The organism is Sphingobium sp. AP50, assembly GCF_900109095.1.
Lineage (GTDB): Bacteria > Pseudomonadota > Alphaproteobacteria > Sphingomonadales > Sphingomonadaceae > Sphingobium.
Map to the genome: position 1 here is coordinate 1 of NZ_FNYZ01000041.1, position 16,083 is coordinate 16,083.

Genomic DNA, 16,083 nt, shown 5'->3' on the forward strand with positions numbered 1-16,083 from the left:
CATACAAATGGGTGAAGTCAGCCGACGAGATCCTCGCCTCGGTCAAACGATTCTGCCAAAAAACAATGAACCGAACTTTGGATTCAGGTGACTAGGATAGAGAGGCATTTTACTGTCGTGCGGAATATCGCTTCGCTGATTACGAACTGCATCCATCGACGAAGGAAGCTCGAAGGGTAATCTCCCATGCGGCTTGATCACGCCACCCAATATATCTAACAGCGCGGCGTCGCTTGCTCCAAAATTTACAAATAGCGCTGCTGCTTTCGCGCGGATGTTAGTCAGGATCGCCGGCCTGTCCATATAGACATCGACGATTACAGGGACCGATTTGGCAGCGGCATCTATAGCGACCAAAGCAGCATTATTAGGTTTAAAATCCAGATCGCCCTCATGTTGAAACCGCCCAAAAAGGCTTTTTGGGTGTAGCATCTGTGATGGAGTCGCCGTCCTTACAATAGCAACGTCTGCCTTCGCAGGATCATCGACCACTTCATAGCCCCTACGACGTGCCTCATCCGGCTTCATGCCATAGAGATAGATGCGAGTTTTGCCGGGACGTAGCGGCAATATGCCACGCCGTTCTTCCAGACGCACGATTGACCGCCGTTGCGCGTCGAAGCCTGCGTGCCGCATCGCCGTCGCTCCCACCACAGATTCGGCAAGCCCAACATCGACAAAGGGATCCTCAAATAGGCCAAGTGCAAAGCTCTGGGCCATCACATGGCGCGCTGCATCATCAATCCTATCTTGACTAATCAACCCTTGTTGAACCGCCTCGACCAAAAGCGACCCGTCATCGATACCGCCTATCTGGTCAACGCCGGCATTTAACATTTTTGCCGCGCGTTGCGCACGGGGTAATTCTTCCACGCCCCACGGCATGCCAATGATTGGAGCCTCATTTGGGCCACTTCCTTCGGTGCACGCCCTGGGGCAATCTTCCGTGACGCCCCAATCGCTCAGTATAACCCCCTTAAAGCCATATCGTTTGCGCAAAAGCTCTGTCACCAGGAAGTGGTTGAAACCAGCGCCTACCTGCTCGACGTCTTTGCCTTCGACATTCAAGCCTTCAAGAATTGAATAGGTCGGCATGATGCTGCCAGCGTTCGATCGAAATGCATATTCAAATGGCCTGATGTGTTGCCAAAGTGCATCGCGCCTGATTGCGGCGAAACGGCCATAATAAGAATGGCTGTCAAAGCCATTTTTCGCCGCTCCATAGCCGACCCAGTGTTTAACTACGGCCACGACACTATCTTTCGTGACCCCCTTCGTCCCGTGTTGGAAGCCTTCGATGTAGGCAGAGACCTGTCGGCCCACGCGGTCGGGATCGTCACCGAATGTTCCATTGGCACGAGCCCAACGCGGTTCACTGGCAATATCTGCCTGCGGGGACAGCGCAACACGGATACCAACTGCTCTATATTCCTGCCGAGCGATATCAGCGAAATGCCGGGTTACCGAAGGATCCCCGATCGCAGCTAGCCCAGTGGCTTCTGGCCATTTGGAAAAGGCAAGCGCCGCGGTCGAGGCGCCAACCACACCTTGGAAATGATGCCGGGGATCGGTACTGATCGTGAGCGGAATCCCAAGCCTTCCTTCCTCGGCAATATCCTGGAGCCGGTTATGCTGCGCTGCAAGCTCGCCTGCCCGGCCATCCATCCGCGTCAGTGCGAAGGTAATGTTCCGACCAACGATCATTGCCCTCGCCCTGTCCAAGTCATATCGCGGGCCAATGCCGACCGAGCCCATCGGTCCGACCGATGGCAATGTTCCATGCAGCAAGCTCCCCAGCTTTTCCGCCAGATTCATTCGGTTGACAATGTCTTTCGCCCGGGCTTCCGGACTGAGGCGCCAATCCTCATAGGGCGTCAACTTCCCATCACGATCAAGGTCTCGGAACCGTATTCCGTCCGCTTCTAATATCGCGACAGAATGGCTTTGAATGTTAGGATTATGCTTGCGCTCAGCCAAGGAAGATGTCGCGGCTAACAGCGCGAGCGCGCCGGCGCAGCATAGGAGAACAATCTTCGTCCTTGACCGATACATATTGCAGTTCTCCTAATCATACTGCCCTATCGCCATGCGGCTTAGCGCAGGAATCGTTGTCGCAGCGAACCCATGGAATCCATCGTCTTCACGGGCAACCTTGAGACCGTGCCACTGGCGACGGAGATAGCCGCAAGGCATATGGCTGATAGATGCCGTGGCAACGAGACACTTTAATGGGCATTGGGGATGTAAAAGGGATGTGGTGAGCTATCGACGTCCCTAAACAGATCGATAGCTCACCGACTTGCAATCGCTCCTAGAAACGAAAGCCCATCTGCACACCATAAAGACGAGGTGCACCGTAGCTCGCCGCACGGCCAACTGGCAAGACCCGGCCGATCGACTGGACAATCAGCGTGTTGCCAATATTGCGGATATAGCCAGCAACATACACATTATTACCCGGGAGGTTATATGTCAGACGAGCGTTGGCCGTCGTATAGCTTCCCGTTTTGAGCGAAGCATCCTCGAAAGCGGTGAAGTATCTCGAAGATTGATGGAATACATCTGCATTAAACACAAGCGAGCTCTCGTCGCCAAGCGGCAGATTTGCTTCAAGAAAAAGGCTCCCGGAAAATTTGGGAGCCTGAAGCATCCGATAGCCATTTATGTCAATCAACGGGTTGCCGGCAACGCTGGTGTCAGCCTGAATGCTGCCCTTGCCGTAATGAGCGTCCAAATATCCGATATTGGCACCAACCGTGAAGATATCGGTAGGTCGGATAGTCGTTTCAACTTCTATGCCTTTGACGGTAGCCGATCCAGCATTTTGTACAAGCGGAATGATTTCCACTTGGCCGGTATTGGGATTAGTGGTTTGCCGTCCGCTAAAGACCTGCAAATCAGTATAGTCGTAATAGAATGCGTTGGCATTGAAAGTCGCTCGGCCGTCAAGAAAAGTCGCTTTAACGCCAGCTTCGTAGTTCCAAATCTTTTCGGGGTTACCCACGTTATTCAGATCCCGCGGATCGAAAACGCCGCTCTTGAAACCCTTGGTCGCACTGACATAGGCAAGGAGATCTGCTCGAGGACGAAACTCCAGCGAGAATTTAGGAGAAATATCTTCCCAGGTTACTTTTTTGCTCGACGCGCCGCTGCGGCCGGACCGTGTCTCGGACGTGTAGCGTAGTCCTGCCAGGACACGGAACATGCTCGACAGGTCGTAGCTCGCCTGCCCATAGACGGCATAGGCTTTATCGCTAGCGAACGAAGAAGGTTCGACTGGATCACCAAAAGGACCATATTGGGTAAGGAACGCGCCCCCGCCCTTAGTCTTTTCCTTGGTGTAGGTGCCCCCTACCATCCAGTTGAGCGGACCGGAACCCGGATTTGATGACAGGATGACATCCTGAAAATAATATTTCCCTTCGGAAAATCCTGGAAAATAGCCACGGATGAGCGCTTCTGAGTCATCAAGGTCTTGGAATGTCGGACCAATCTTATCAGCTTGATAGGAACTAGTCGACACCAAGTTGGCGCCGCCCAGGTCAAGATCGACTTTCAACAGCCCGCCGTACGTCTCGGTCGGCAAGTGATTGATGATGTCATTGTAAACTTCCCGAGGATTGCTCGAATAGCGCGACGCCAGCCACTGCGGTCCGAACGGCGGGAACGGAAAGGGGGGGCCATTGCTGAAGGCTGCTGAATTGGGCTCAAGCGGATAAGAGCTGCCTGGTGCGCCATTCTCGCGCGCATAATTGCCCTTGATAGTGACCGATATAGTCTCACTCGGATCGATGAGCAACGTACCGCGCACAGCCCAGTAATCCCGGGTGTCGATGCCATCACCCGTGCGCAGATTTGTGGTATAGCCATCATGAGTATATTTAAGTACTGCTATGCGAGCCTTGACAGTATCGCCTATGACGGGACCCGAAACAGCCGCACTAACTCTGACATTATTGTAATTGCCAAAATCGGAATCAAACTTCGCGCTAAGTGTATCAGTCGGATTCTCTGTAGAGAGCAATATTGCGCCGCCCGTCGCATTACGCCCATATAGTGTCGCCTGAGGACCGCGGAGGACCTCAACGCGCTGAACGTCGAAAAGCTCTTGCGTTGACAGTCCCTGGGACGCCGCATAGACACCATCCACATATGTAGCAACGCTATTTGAGCTAAATCCGCCAAATATGTTACTGCCAATACCACGTAAGTAGACAAAGCTACTCTGGCCGCTTGAACTAAATTGGAGGTTCGGGACGACGCGTTGCAGCTGCGACGTATCAGTCACCCCGCTTGCTGCCAATCTCTCTGCTGACACAACGTTAATGTTGAGCGCAGTGTCCTGCAGTGATGTCGCCTGTCGGGATGCGGTCACAACGATATCCGCGTTATTTGTAACCGTACCTTCGATGCGGTTCTCCTGCGCAAGGACGGGCACGCTCAGAATAGTGGTTATCAAAAGACCTGATTGAAGAGCAATCCTACGCATTTAAGCACCTCCCCTAATGTTATATTGTTGCCGAACACTTTAGCGCCACCAATCTATAAGTCAATATAGATAGGGTGGCGACCTATCTAAACACAGCACGTATCCAGTTTTTGTGAGACAGCTCCCGCCCTGCTTGAATCAACAAACTAGCATGGCCCTCTGAAGACCGAGCCACTCCAATGCCGTTGCTGCGCGTCGTCGTCTTGCTTAGTCAAAGACTGAATCAGCGCTCAAATATCCACTTTATCCATCGGCAGCAGTATAATCGACATATCCCCACTGCGGACGACCCGCAGCGTAGAAATTGACGATGCTAAGCGGCGTCAAATGAACAAGGCGATCCGATACATCAACGCAGTAGGCCGGATCGGCACTATATTTTTGCGCGAATGAACGACGAACCACTTCTACGGAACTTTCATCATCGACGAACGTCGCAAGCGCTTGAATCTGGACGGCACGCGCCTTGCGGCGCTCAAGCCAGCCTACCGCTAAATGCGCCTCAAATCCGACACGGGGATTGGCCAGCAGATGAGCCTCGGCAATCGATCCCCGCTCGACAATGACAAATGTCACCGGACGGTGTTCCTCATCCGCTATGGTCACAAAGCGCGCCGCGCTTGTAAAAGGCCATCCGCTCTCTGAAACGGTGCCAATGAAGGCCCATGGCAATCGCGACATGGTTTCAAGGATGCGATCGCCAAATGCCGCCCTCACCGCGTCTTTATATTTGGGTGGCGCCTGTTCCTCTCCGCGGCGATGATCGCCTGATTGCGCGAGATCGGACTGCAGAATATCTCGAGAAGTCGTCATGTTATGCCTCGATTGTAATGTAGATCAGACCCGAGGAGTTTGGAGATAGTCAATCGCGATCGACTGCAGATTTGTCGATGGATCGTTCCACAGGCCTCTCACGACGTCAATCCGTAGAGCTGGCTGCTTGTGCAACCCCAGGAGCCGGGAGAAACCGTATCCCACTTTTCCGAATTGGCACTCCATGGAATATTTATGTTCTATTTTGCTGTCGATGATCGTGCAGAGCCCCTGAAGCTGAAGGCTAGGGACTACTGAAGCGTCAGGCTCGTTGTGGGGAGCGTAGACCATTATTGAAACGCGTGGCTCTACCGCGACATTGACAAGCTTGCGCGTATCAGGCTTCGAAAACAGATATAGGACGGGTTGCCCCCGCTCCCCTATGACAGACCCGAAATGCATACAGGCTGTCAACGGCCAGCCACCTGCCGTCTTTGTACTCAGAATCGCGAGTTCACTTGTCGAGAGAAAATCCGCGATCCGCATCCTGAGCGCGGCGCTTTCGTCTACCCGCGGCAATAGGGCAGCATCTCCTGGCTCAACCCCTGCCGCGATCCGCGCCGTCACTTCCGGTGGGGGCGCAAATGCGAGTTCGTCCATAGCCATTCCTCTCTTTCACTATTCTTGCCGCGCAGTGTGCGCGCGCGTGAGTTGGTAATGTTAAATTAGTTCCACGGCCAAATTGACGAACGACTTTATGCACCAGAAGCCGAACCGGCTGGAGTTAGCAGTCACTGAAAATCAAGGATCAATGTTTTTGACAAAGATCGCGAGCAGCACATCGTGATCAGCTGATTTGAATTGCGCTCATCCTCGGTAAGGTAGTGATCGCGATGATCTGGTAACCCTTCCAAAACATCAGCTATGCAGGTCCCACAGATTCCTTGTTCACAGGATATCTCTATATCGTAGCCCGCATCGATAAGGCAGCTTGCGATGGACCTACCGCCGGGAACCTCAAAGCTTTTACCATCGGCAAGTTGGACCGTGAAAGGAGCGCCTGTCAGATCAGTTTCAGCTGTAAACTGTTCTGAATGGACCTGACTTTCGCCCCATCCGCTGGCGTATGCATCATCAATCACCTGTTCCATGAACCCTGTAGGACCACAGACGTAAAGATGAGTTTGGTTGTCCAATGGATGTCCGACATCATCGGCAAGACAGAAGCGTCGTTCCGCAGAGAAGTGGACACGTGCGTTAGCAGCAAATATGCTGTCAGCGATCTTCGTTTGAAACGCTGCCTTGCCTTGATCGCGGACGCAATAATGTAGTTCGAACGAACGCCCCAGAGCCGCCAGACGATGAGCCATGGCAATGAGCGGCGTGATACCGATGCCACCACCGATCAATATCGAATGAGCGGCGTCTTCCTTAAGGGGGAAAAGGTTGCGTGGGAAGGATGCTCTGACCGGCATCCCGACTCCCCACTGCGTGCAGATCAGGTCAGATCCTCCGCGCGATATAGGATCCTTGAGGATACCGAACTGATAGCGATGCCTTTCAGCCGGGCTGTTGCAGAGCGAATAGGGCCTCACCATTTCGGGCCCTATGAACAGGTCTACATGCGCTCCAGCCTCGAACTCAGGTAGAGCTGCACCATCATGCCGCTCCAAATCGATGATCCAGACGTCACCAGCCAGCGGCTCATATACTGTTACGATCATGTCAAGCTGAACGCTCATAGCTCACCCTCTGCCCTTTGAACGCGCGAGGTCATCTTATCCATCGCACTTGAACCCACCACCGGCTGAGACCGGGTCCGATATACATAGCCTACCTATCTAAATAAGTCTACTTAGTTTTGGCCAGTAGCTGAAGGGTGCACAGAATTTGGCAGGCCATAGATTTGATTTTATCCCATTGCGTGGTCGGCCGAGGCCTATTGCGGATGCTGTTGCCGCAGCATCCGACGGCGCATGCGAAATCCATCCCGCATGTTGAGAGAAAGAAGAGTTAGATTTGCCGCTCCAGCAAGCAGTTCTATCATCTGCACGATCGCGAAGTTCGTATCGAACTGCCTGGAGGTAGCCTTATAGGCCAAAAAGAAAGCAGCCGGGACCAAAATGAGCAGACCATTTGCAGCGACAAAGGGCATACGTTTCATCTTGATGCCGATGAGGCCTGACCTGCGGCCCTTGGCGAGTACCAGTCCTGATGCCCCGGTTGCCGCAAGTGCTGGAATGAGGAAAAGAAAGCCCCACGGTATCAGTGTTTTAACCGTGACAATCTGGGAATGTGTTCCAAAAAGCTCGACCACCGCTGTAGACAGCCAGAACCCTGAAATAAGCAGGATCGCAACTGCGCCAGCAACCGGATGCATTAACTTCAACATTCAAACTCTCCCGCAGATCACTTGTTCGCGTCTCTGCGCGTGTCAGCTAGCCCAATGCCGGACCCTGTTCGATCCTGCGTGCCTTGGTAGCTAATCTAATTGACAACATTATGTCAATGTAGTGTTATGGGTTCATGGAAGAGGTGGTTTTAACACGTGAGGGACAATACCCTCATTGTTCTGATTCTCGCGATATTCAGCACCAAAAGTCTTATCCTCGCTGGGAGGGATCGCGTGGCGCGGGGTTAGGTGCGACAAGTACTCGATGGTTCGGGTCGGGGCGTGATCTTGGCGGCGACCCTGGCATGAAGCCGAATTCGCCATGGGTCTCTCCGCAAGAGGGCAGAATGTTCAAAGGATCGTGAACGACTGGGAAAGTGATGATGATCTTCATCGCGAAGCAAAACCGCAGCGACAATGATCGGTACGTATTGATATTAATGCGAATGTTCATTTCGCATATTGGTCCAAGACATCTGCTGGTTGACGGAATTCTAAATCCAATTTTGCCACGGTTTTGGGCGAGGTAAAAAAAGTACGAAAGCCACGTGCTCGTTATAAGAGCAAATGGAGAGGTCTATGTTGAAGAGCGATAAGCAATATTATGGCAATGTACCGACAGCGATTCACTGGATAAGCGCGGTTATCATCTTTGCGCTTCTCGTGACCGGTTTTACCGCTGATGGCGCAGCGAGTTCACAAATGAAAATTGCGATTCTGCGCACCCACATCCCGTTTGGACTCGCACTGCTATTGCTTACGGCGGTACGTATTATTTGGTGGTGGTGCATCGACGCTAAGCCCGAACCTGTGCTTGGGGCACGCCCGATCATGACGCGTGCTGCCGCTGTATTACACATCCTGCTCTACGCCACGTTGCTGGGTATGATCGCCAGCGGCTTGGCGATGGTCGTGCTGAAAAATGCCTGGGGAGCTATTTTTCTATCGTACGGCCAGGCCGCTTTACCAGACTTCGATTCTGCTCCTCCTCGAGGGCCGCATGGTGCAGGCGCACTGGCCTTGATGGCGTTGTTAACACTCCATGTGGCAGCCGCGTTGTTTCACCAGTTTGTAAAGCGTGACCGCATATTTCGCCGCATGTGGTTTCGACGTAATATCGGCCAATGACCGCCAAGCGATCAAAGCGACAAGTCTCTTAGAGGATATGCCGTGAGGCTAGATTACATATTACGAATACTTTCAGTAATGTATGAAAGTTTTCTCGCCGGCATTAAGCGGTTACCGCGCCTTATCCGAGATCCTGGTAAGACGGTCAAAAAAAATTGCACTCCAAAGGCAATAAATTATCTTTACGATTGAAGGAAAACTGATGACGACCCGTATAAAGCGGCGCGCGCTTTTGATCGCCACAACACTCGTTACCTTTCCGGCACTGGCCAGAGAAAATTCTATCTCTGCCTCTGGTCCGGAGCCGACGCTTGAAGAGCAATTTCGTTCACCTCCAATAGCAGCCCGACCGCTTGTATGGTGGCATTGGATGAACGGTAACATCACAAAAGATGGTATTGCCAAAGATCTAGCGTGGATGAAGCGCGTGGGAATTGGCGGCCTGCAGAATTTCGATGCTAATATATCTACGCCCCAGATTGTCGACAAGCGGTTGGGCTACATGTCGCCGGAATGGAAAGATGCGTTCCGATTCGCCGTGACCGAGGCTGACCGGCTTGGACTTGAACTGGGGATTGCGGCTTCACCGGGCTGGTCGGAAACCGGAGGGCCTTGGGTCACTCCTGCAGACGGCATGAAGAAATTGACTTGGTCGACGACTGACGTTGTCGCGAGCAAGCGATCCGATCATTTATTAAATGCACCTCCATCGGTTACTGGCCCCTATCTTAGTGCGGCGAGGGAACATGCTGAAGGACCGATGTCGCCGAAGCAAGACCCCGGGAAGCAGGTGCCGACCTATTATCGTGACATCGCGGTACTTGGTATCCCAATTGGTCAAAATAATGATCTCCAGCCTGAAGCTGCTGCATCATTAAATGGTCCGCTGTCGTCATTCCCCCTGACCGATGGAGATCTGGGATCATTTGTTAATCTGTCTGCAACAGTTGCGGGGAAGCCAAATGAGTTGCGTTACAGCTATAAGTCCTTAGTGACAGTGCAATCGGTTACGCTATTCATTGCAGGGCAAGGAAACAACTATTTCGGTCCAGCTTTTGCACCACGGTTGGAATCGAGCCTTGACGGTGTCGCCTGGAATATCATCGGGAAAATTCCCGTCGGGAAAATTCCAAGTACCATCAGTTTTGCTCCAGTTGAGGCACGTCACTTTAGAGTGGTCTTTGCCAAGGCCCCCCAGTCCTTTGGCGGCATGAGTCTGCCGCCAGCAGGTGTGGACATGGCAGCATTTGGCCCATTGTTAGGGGGAGCATCAGGTCCTGCGGGATTGAAGATTTCAGACTGGCGGCTGTCAAGCGCCCCAGCAGTGGACCAATTTGAAGCCAAGGCCGGATTTGAAGTAAGACCGGATTACCACAGTTTGAGCGCAGGCATACCAGATATCACTGGCGTCGATCCGTCGAAAATCATCGATCTGACTCGATACATGACGCCCGATGGTAAGTTGACTTGGACGCCGCCAAAGGGACGATGGCGGATCTTGCGCCTAGGCTACTCGCTGACCGGCGCAACGAACACTCCAGCGACCCCGGAGGCAACCGGGCTTGAAGTCGACAAATATGACGCGGCGTCCGTTCGTCGTTACCTGGAACATTATCTTGGAAGTTATAAGAGCGCAGTAGGCGACGCCATGATTGGCAGGCATGGCGTTCGCTCGATTATCACGGATTCGATTGAAGCTGGTGATTCCAATTGGACGCCTATGATGATTGATCAGTTTAAACGGCTACGCGGCTATGATCCAACATCATGGCTTCCTGCTCTTACCGGGGTAATAATCGGATCACGGTCGTTAAGCGATAAATTCTTATATGATTATCGGCGCACACTTTCGGACCTGATAGCCTCGGAACATTATGGAACGATAGCAGCTGTCGCGCACGAACATGGCTTGAAGGTCTATGGCGAAGCATTGGAGAATGGCCGTCCCTCGCTTGGCGATGACATGGAAATGCGTCGATATGCAGATGTGCCGATGGCGGCAATGTGGACTTTCGGGCGGCGCGAAGCACCGCGCCCGTCTTTGCTAGGCGATATGCGGGGAGCCGCTTCGGTTGCCCATGTCTATGGGAAAAAGGTGGTTGCTGCAGAATCCCTTACTTCTGCATTAGCGCCTTGGGCATTTTCACCATCCGACCTTAAAAGGGTCATAGACCTGGAATTCGTCAGCGGGGTGAATCTTCCAGTCATCCATACCTCGGTCCATCAACCTCGCGATGACAAATTTCCGGGCCTTTCGCTTTTCTTCTTTGGCCAGTTCTTCAACCGTCACGAAAGTTGGGCGGAGCTTGCCAAACCTTGGATCGACTATATCGCTCGGAACGCCTTCCTCCTTCAACAAGGTCGCAACGTCGCCGATATCGCCTATTTTTATGGTGAAGATGCCCCTTTGTCGGCTCTATATGCAAACGGGCCGCTCAAAGACGTCCCTATTGCTCACGCTTGGGATTTTATTAATGCCGATGCCGTGGCAGGCGCTCTGGCTAATGCAGGGCGGGAGTTGGTCACTCCGGGCGGCGCAAGATACAGTGCTGTATATCTAGGCGGCTCATCTAGGCACATGACATTACCAACACTGCGCAAGCTGTCGGAATTGGTTAAAGATGGCGGAACGATTATTGGCCTAAAGCCTATCGCTGATCCCAGTATGGCGCCTGACGATGCCGAATTTGCCGCTATTGTCGGAAAATTATGGGCCGGCACAGAGATCACTACATTTGGCGAAGGCAAAGTGATTGCAACTGGCGATGTGAACGCAGCACTAGCACGGCTTGGGGTAGCGCCTGACTTTCAATTCTCAGGCGACAGTTCAAAAGCAGATATCCCCTTCGTTCATCGTCGCTTCGAAAGCGGAGACAGCTACTTCCTCGTCAACCGGAGCGGCAAAACTCAGGTTGGCAAAGCTCGTTTCCGCGTCGCCGGAATGGTGCCCGAACTGTGGTATCCCGAAACAGGGCTGACTGAGAAAGTAAGCTATACCACGGAAAATGGTCAGATTGTCATCCCATTGACGTTGCAAAGCGATGAAGCCGTTCATGTTCTTTTTCGAACTAAATCCCGCAACGATCATGCAAATATTGTAGCTGCAACTTTGTCGGCTGGCAGTGAGCTTTCTGGATCTTGGGACCTGTTGTTCGAAAAAGGGCGAGGCGCTCCACCTACAAAGACCCTCGATAAACTTGCCCCTTTGCATGAAAGCGTCGAACCAGGAGTACGATATTTTTCAGGCGTTGCAACGTACCAGAAAAAATTCCGTGCTCCTCGCGAATGGAAAGCTGGTGAAGCCCTTTATTTGGATTTGGGAACGGTCAATGACGTTGTCGAAGTTTGGGTCAATGGCAGCCTTGCTGGCAGCGCTTGGCATGCCCCTTATCGGATCGATATTGGGCGAGCGGCCAAAGCTGGAGAGAACAACCTAGAAATCCGGGTTGCCAACTTGTGGATCAATCGCCTCATTGGCGATGCGCAGGCAGGAGCCAAGAAGGTCGCTTGGACTTCAATTCCCACCTATGTCGCGTCCGCGCCGCTTCGCCCCTCCGGCCTTGTTGGCCCCGTCAAGCTGTTCCACGAGATACGTGCGACACCACCAAAATTACCCTGAGAATATCAATCCCACATAACTCACTATTTAATAAGGAGAGTATCAATGAAGAAATGTTCACTTTTGATCGGTATCGGTATCTTGCTCATCGGAGCTCCTTTGGCTGCCCAAGGCTTCGACGTGATGGCGATGGCGGATACGGATCAGGACGGGAAGGTTACTATCGAGGAATATGCCGCATTCCGAGAGAGTGGATGGGGATTTTTCGCAGCGGGCGAAGAGAGTGTGAAGCTTGCCGATCTGCCTGAAATGGCAAAGGGTAGTTTCAAAGGCATCACGCCCAATGCACAAGGTATGATCAGCCACGCGGATTATACCGCTGCAGCGCCAAGATTGTTCAAGGAAGCCGACAAGAACGGCGACGGAAGCTTGGATTCGGCTGAAATAAACGCTCCGAACTAAGAGTAAACTTGTATTCAAGCATCTGCCTTCTGTCGGTTGGTATGGAAGGCGGATGATGAATATAAATCAAATGAAGAATTGCTACTTGCCTATGGTGAACTGGCGCGATGGTGCTCCATCGCGCCAGTTCCCTTGGGCGCTGACGGCGAAATTTCGGCAACGGCTGACGTGACCCCCGGATTTCCTCCAGTCGGGATTAGAGCCGGGCAGCTTTGTTGCGCATGAGCGCGGATGAAGCAATGGCCTGTGGAGCGGAGCCCGTAGGGCGTAGCGGAGCAGGCCATTGCTTTTGCAGTTCGGCAGCAAAGGCCGCCGGGGTCTCGTATCCAAGGGATGAGTGGGGTCTCTCCTGGTTGTAATCCTCTGCCCAGGCGGAGATCACCACACGGGCGTGGTCCAGGCTCAGGAACAGGGTCTTGTTGAGTAGCTCGTCGCGCATGCGACCGTTGAAGCTGGAGACCCGCAAAAACCGATAGCGTTTGGACGGCGATAATGATTCATAGAGGGCGCGCGATCACGGAGGCCAGCTATGGATCCCAAGTCCCTGTTCAGTTTGAGCGATCACCTTGAGGCATTGAGCAAGGAGGGCGATCCGCTTGAGGTTTTGCAGGAGACGGTGGATTTCGAGTATTTCCGGGCGTGGCTGGTCGAAGGGCTTGGTTATGGCGATGGAGCCAAAGGCGGGCGCCCACCCTTCGATCCGGTGATGATGTTCAAGGCCCTGATCCTGCAGGGTATCGCTCCGGTGAGGGCCGCCTTGCGGTGATTGGCTGATATTTCGAGATGGCACCGGTGCAAGCGCTGGTGTTTGCACCGGTACTAGGGACGGTGCGATGAGTCAGATCACGGTAATTTCAGGCCCGGAGCGGCGGCGGGTGTGGACCGACCAGCAGAAGCGTGAGTTGGTCGCGGCTGTTTCGGCGCCCGGCGCGAACGTGGCGGAGATTGCCCGCCGTGCTGATCTTCGGCCGAACCAGATCTACAGATGGCGGCGGCAGATGGGTCAGGCAGCGCAGGGCTTTGCAAAGGTGCAGGTGCAGCCCGATCCAGTGCCGGTGATCGGATCGGCGATCATCGTGGAGTTCGAGCGGGCGATCGTACGCATCCCCGCTGGCGCATCGCCTGGGTTGGTGTCGGCAGTGTTGCGGTCGGTCAAGCCGTGATCCCAGTTCCCTCCGGCGTCCGGATATGGATCGCGACCGGACATACCGATATGAGGAAGGGCATGCGATCCTTGGCCCTGCAGGTGCAGCAGAGTTTCAGGCGGGATCCCCATGCCGGTGATCTCTATGTCTTCCGAGGGCGCCGTGGCGACCTGTGCAAGATCCTGTGGCATGATGGCGTTGGCATGTCGCTCTATGCCAAACGCCTGGAGCGGGGGAAGTATATCTGGCCATCGGCTGTAGATGGGGTAATTGCCATCTCCGCCTCCCAGTTGGCTTGCATGCTGGAGGCGATCGACTGGCGTAATCCGCAAGCAACCTGGCGGCCGACATTGGCCGGATAATCGATGCCGGAGAGCTAAAAAGCTAGGGATTTCGGTGCTTTTCTGCTATGCCTTTGGGCATGGGTGACGCGGCGCAAGCAGAGATCCAGAGCCTTCGCGCGCAGCTTGCCGCAGCCCAGGCTGTCGCCGCTGAAGTCGCCCGCATAAAGGCGATCAACGCGGACCTGGAAGCCCGCAACGCCCTTCTCCAACTGCAAAACGAGAAGATGCGCCGCACCCTTTTTGGCCAGCGCTCCGAGCGCACGCGCCATCTGCTCGACCAGATGGAACTGACCTTCGAGGAGTGCGAGACCGCTGCCAGCGAAGATGAGTTCCTGGCTGCTCTGGCAGCGGCGAAGACCAACGTCGCACCGTTCGAGCGCAAGCGGCCCGCCCGCAAGGCCTTGCCCGAGCATCTGCCGCGCGAGCGCGTCGTCATCGCCGCGCCCGATGCCTGCCCCTGCTGCGGCTCGGAACGGCTGTGCAAGCTGGGTGAGGATATCACCGAGACGCTCGAGGTTGTGCCGCGACAGTGGAAGGTGGTTCAGACCGTGCGGGAGAAGTTCTCCTGCCGGGATTGTGAGAAGATCGCACAACCGCCGGCGCCTTTCCATGTGACGCCCCGTGGGCTCTTCGGTCCCAGCTTCCTTGCGATGCTGCTGTTCGAGAAGTTCGGCGCGCATCAGCCGCTCAACCGCCAGCGTGATCGCTATGCCCGGGAAGGCGTGGACCTGAGCCTTTCCACTCTGGCCGATCAGGTCGGCACCTGCACCGCCGCGCTGATGCCGCTCTATCTCCTGATCGAAGCCCACGTCCTTGCCGCCGAGCGATTGCATGGAGACGATACGACGGTGCCAGTGCTGGCCAAGACCAAGACCGATATGGGCCGGATCTGGACCTATGTCCGGGATGATCGACCTTTTAGCGGACCGGCACCGCCCGCAGCGATCTTCCATTATTCCCGCGACCGGCGAGGCGAGCATCCTGTGAGCCATCTGCGCAGTTGGAGAGGTATTCTCCAGGCCGATGCCTATGCCGGCTATAATGCCCTGTTCCATGGCGACCGCCTGCCGGCGCCGCTGACCCGCGCCCTTTGCTGGAGCCACGCGCGCCGTTATTTCTTCGAGCTGGCCGATATCGCCGCGCAGCTCAAGAAGCGCCGCAAAAAGGCCGTCATCTCGCCGCTGGCAGTGGAGGCGGTCCGCCGTATCGACGCGATCTTTGACATTGAGCGCGCCATCAACGGCAGACCGGCCCAGGAGCGCCACGCCCTTCGACAGGAACTCAGCGCACCGCTGGTTGCCGATCTGGAAGAATGGATGCGCGACAACCGGTCAAAGCTGTCAAAGAACAGCGATGTGGCCGAGGCCATGGATTACATGCTCAACGCATGGCCCGCCTTCGCAGCCTTCCTCGACGATGGCCGCATCTGCCTGACGAACAACGCGGCAGAACGGGCGCTTCGAGGCATAGCCCTGGGCAGAAAATCATGGCTCTTCGCTGGCTCAGATCGTGGTGGCCAGCGCACCGCCTTCATGTTGAGCCTCATCGGCACGGCGAAGCTCAACGACATCGATCCCCAGGCCTGGCTCGCCGATGTTCTCACGCAGATCGCAGACATCCCACAGAGCCGTCTCCACGAACTGCTTCCCTGGAACTGGCGCGCCACAGACGATCAACGCCAAGCGGCCTGATCCGCGGTTCTCACCGGATGCATACCCTGCAGGCGCAGCATAATCTGTCAGACGCCCGGATGGATTTCATGATCCGCGATCGGCTGAGTTGGCTGCGGTTTCTGGGGCTGTCGCTTGGGG

At 54.5% G+C, this 16,083-nt stretch carries 13 protein-coding genes and 1 pseudogene; 7 read left to right on the top strand and 7 right to left on the bottom strand.

From position 1 onward, the window contains the following. Window positions 1–42: 42 nt before the first annotated feature. The 6 genes from BMY84_RS28230 to BMY84_RS28255 all read right to left on the bottom strand — a co-directional run bounded on the left by BMY84_RS28230 (window position 43) and on the right by BMY84_RS28255 (window position 7,634). Window positions 43–1,977 (bottom strand): glycoside hydrolase family 3 protein, encoded by a 1,935-nt coding sequence (locus BMY84_RS28230; protein ID WP_218147066.1) that lies wholly within the window; start codon window positions 1,975–1,977, stop codon window positions 43–45. A gap of 334 nt (window positions 1,978–2,311) precedes the next feature. Next, the gene (locus BMY84_RS28235) at window positions 2,312–4,489 is read right to left on the bottom strand and encodes a TonB-dependent receptor (RefSeq protein ID WP_093088446.1); all 2,178 of its coding nucleotides are present in this window, start codon (window positions 4,487–4,489) and stop codon (window positions 2,312–2,314) included. Between the two features lie 243 nt (window positions 4,490–4,732). Further along, the gene (locus BMY84_RS28240) at window positions 4,733–5,302 is read right to left on the bottom strand and encodes a pyridoxamine 5'-phosphate oxidase family protein (RefSeq protein WP_093088447.1); all 570 of its coding nucleotides are present in this window, start codon (window positions 5,300–5,302) and stop codon (window positions 4,733–4,735) included. Between the two features lie 24 nt (window positions 5,303–5,326). Continuing rightward, a complete protein-coding gene (locus BMY84_RS28245) occupies window positions 5,327–5,902 on the bottom strand; it encodes a pyridoxamine 5'-phosphate oxidase family protein (protein ID WP_177204250.1) in 576 nt (191 codons plus the stop codon). Window positions 5,903–6,033: 131 nt separating this feature from the next. Further along, window positions 6,034–6,984 carry a PDR/VanB family oxidoreductase gene (locus tag BMY84_RS28250; protein WP_093088450.1) on the bottom strand — a complete coding sequence of 317 codons (951 nt, stop codon included), beginning with the start codon at window positions 6,982–6,984 and terminating at the stop codon, window positions 6,034–6,036. A 197-nt stretch (window positions 6,985–7,181) separates the two neighbouring features. Further along, a complete protein-coding gene (locus BMY84_RS28255) occupies window positions 7,182–7,634 on the bottom strand; it encodes a hypothetical protein (RefSeq protein WP_093088452.1) in 453 nt (150 codons plus the stop codon). Window positions 7,635–8,213: 579 nt separating this feature from the next. Here BMY84_RS28255 and BMY84_RS28260 point away from each other — a divergent pair. The 3 genes from BMY84_RS28260 (at window position 8,214) to BMY84_RS28270 (ending at window position 12,783) form a co-directional block, all read left to right on the top strand. Next, window positions 8,214–8,762: a cytochrome b gene (locus BMY84_RS28260; protein WP_177204251.1), complete on the top strand. Its 549-nt coding sequence runs from the start codon at window positions 8,214–8,216 to the stop codon at window positions 8,760–8,762. 202 nt (window positions 8,763–8,964) lie between these two features. Continuing rightward, window positions 8,965–12,381 carry a glycosyl hydrolase gene (locus BMY84_RS28265; protein ID WP_093088455.1) on the top strand — a complete coding sequence of 1,139 codons (3,417 nt, stop codon included), beginning with the start codon at window positions 8,965–8,967 and terminating at the stop codon, window positions 12,379–12,381. A 45-nt stretch (window positions 12,382–12,426) separates the two neighbouring features. Then, a complete protein-coding gene (locus BMY84_RS28270) occupies window positions 12,427–12,783 on the top strand; it encodes a hypothetical protein (protein WP_093088457.1) in 357 nt (118 codons plus the stop codon). Window positions 12,784–12,979: 196 nt separating this feature from the next. Here the strand turns inward: BMY84_RS28270 and BMY84_RS28275 are convergent. Further along, a pseudogene (locus BMY84_RS28275) lies at window positions 12,980–13,243 on the bottom strand (transposase); the annotation flags it as partial. 69 nt (window positions 13,244–13,312) lie between these two features. Here BMY84_RS28275 and BMY84_RS28280 point away from each other — a divergent pair. The 4 genes from BMY84_RS28280 (at window position 13,313) to BMY84_RS28295 (ending at window position 15,963) form a co-directional block, all read left to right on the top strand. Beyond that, complete coding sequence (locus BMY84_RS28280; protein WP_218147067.1) at window positions 13,313–13,549, top strand: hypothetical protein; 237 nt, start codon at window positions 13,313–13,315, stop codon at window positions 13,547–13,549. A gap of 67 nt (window positions 13,550–13,616) precedes the next feature. Further along, entirely contained in the window at window positions 13,617–13,946 is a 330-nt protein-coding gene (locus BMY84_RS28285) for a transposase (RefSeq protein WP_093088458.1), read from the top strand. Next, a complete protein-coding gene (gene tnpB, locus BMY84_RS28290) occupies window positions 13,943–14,290 on the top strand; it encodes an IS66 family insertion sequence element accessory protein TnpB (protein WP_093088460.1) in 348 nt (115 codons plus the stop codon). Before BMY84_RS28285 ends, tnpB begins: the two co-directional genes overlap by 4 nt. 59 nt (window positions 14,291–14,349) lie before the next feature. Then, window positions 14,350–15,963 carry an IS66 family transposase gene (locus BMY84_RS28295; RefSeq protein ID WP_093088462.1) on the top strand — a complete coding sequence of 538 codons (1,614 nt, stop codon included), beginning with the start codon at window positions 14,350–14,352 and terminating at the stop codon, window positions 15,961–15,963. The last annotated feature ends 120 nt before the right edge of the window (window positions 15,964–16,083 follow it).

Excerpts from the sequence above, each read along its gene's own strand:
- BMY84_RS28235 (WP_093088446.1), bottom strand. The coding sequence starts at position 4,489 with ATGCGTAGGATTGCTCTTCAATCAGGTCTTTTGATAACCACTATTCTG.
- BMY84_RS28240 (WP_093088447.1), bottom strand. The coding sequence starts at position 5,302 with ATGACGACTTCTCGAGATATTCTGCAGTCCGATCTCGCGCAATCAGGC.
- BMY84_RS28245 (WP_177204250.1), bottom strand. The coding sequence starts at position 5,902 with ATGGACGAACTCGCATTTGCGCCCCCACCGGAAGTGACGGCGCGGATC.
- BMY84_RS28250 (WP_093088450.1), bottom strand. The coding sequence starts at position 6,984 with ATGAGCGTTCAGCTTGACATGATCGTAACAGTATATGAGCCGCTGGCT.
- BMY84_RS28255 (WP_093088452.1), bottom strand. The coding sequence starts at position 7,634 with ATGTTGAAGTTAATGCATCCGGTTGCTGGCGCAGTTGCGATCCTGCTT.
- BMY84_RS28260 (WP_177204251.1), top strand. The coding sequence starts at position 8,214 with ATGTTGAAGAGCGATAAGCAATATTATGGCAATGTACCGACAGCGATT.
- BMY84_RS28265 (WP_093088455.1), top strand. The coding sequence starts at position 8,965 with ATGACGACCCGTATAAAGCGGCGCGCGCTTTTGATCGCCACAACACTC.
- BMY84_RS28270 (WP_093088457.1), top strand. The coding sequence starts at position 12,427 with ATGAAGAAATGTTCACTTTTGATCGGTATCGGTATCTTGCTCATCGGA.
- BMY84_RS28280 (WP_218147067.1), top strand. The coding sequence starts at position 13,313 with ATGGATCCCAAGTCCCTGTTCAGTTTGAGCGATCACCTTGAGGCATTG.
- BMY84_RS28285 (WP_093088458.1), top strand. The coding sequence starts at position 13,617 with ATGAGTCAGATCACGGTAATTTCAGGCCCGGAGCGGCGGCGGGTGTGG.
- BMY84_RS28295 (WP_093088462.1), top strand. The coding sequence starts at position 14,350 with ATGGGTGACGCGGCGCAAGCAGAGATCCAGAGCCTTCGCGCGCAGCTT.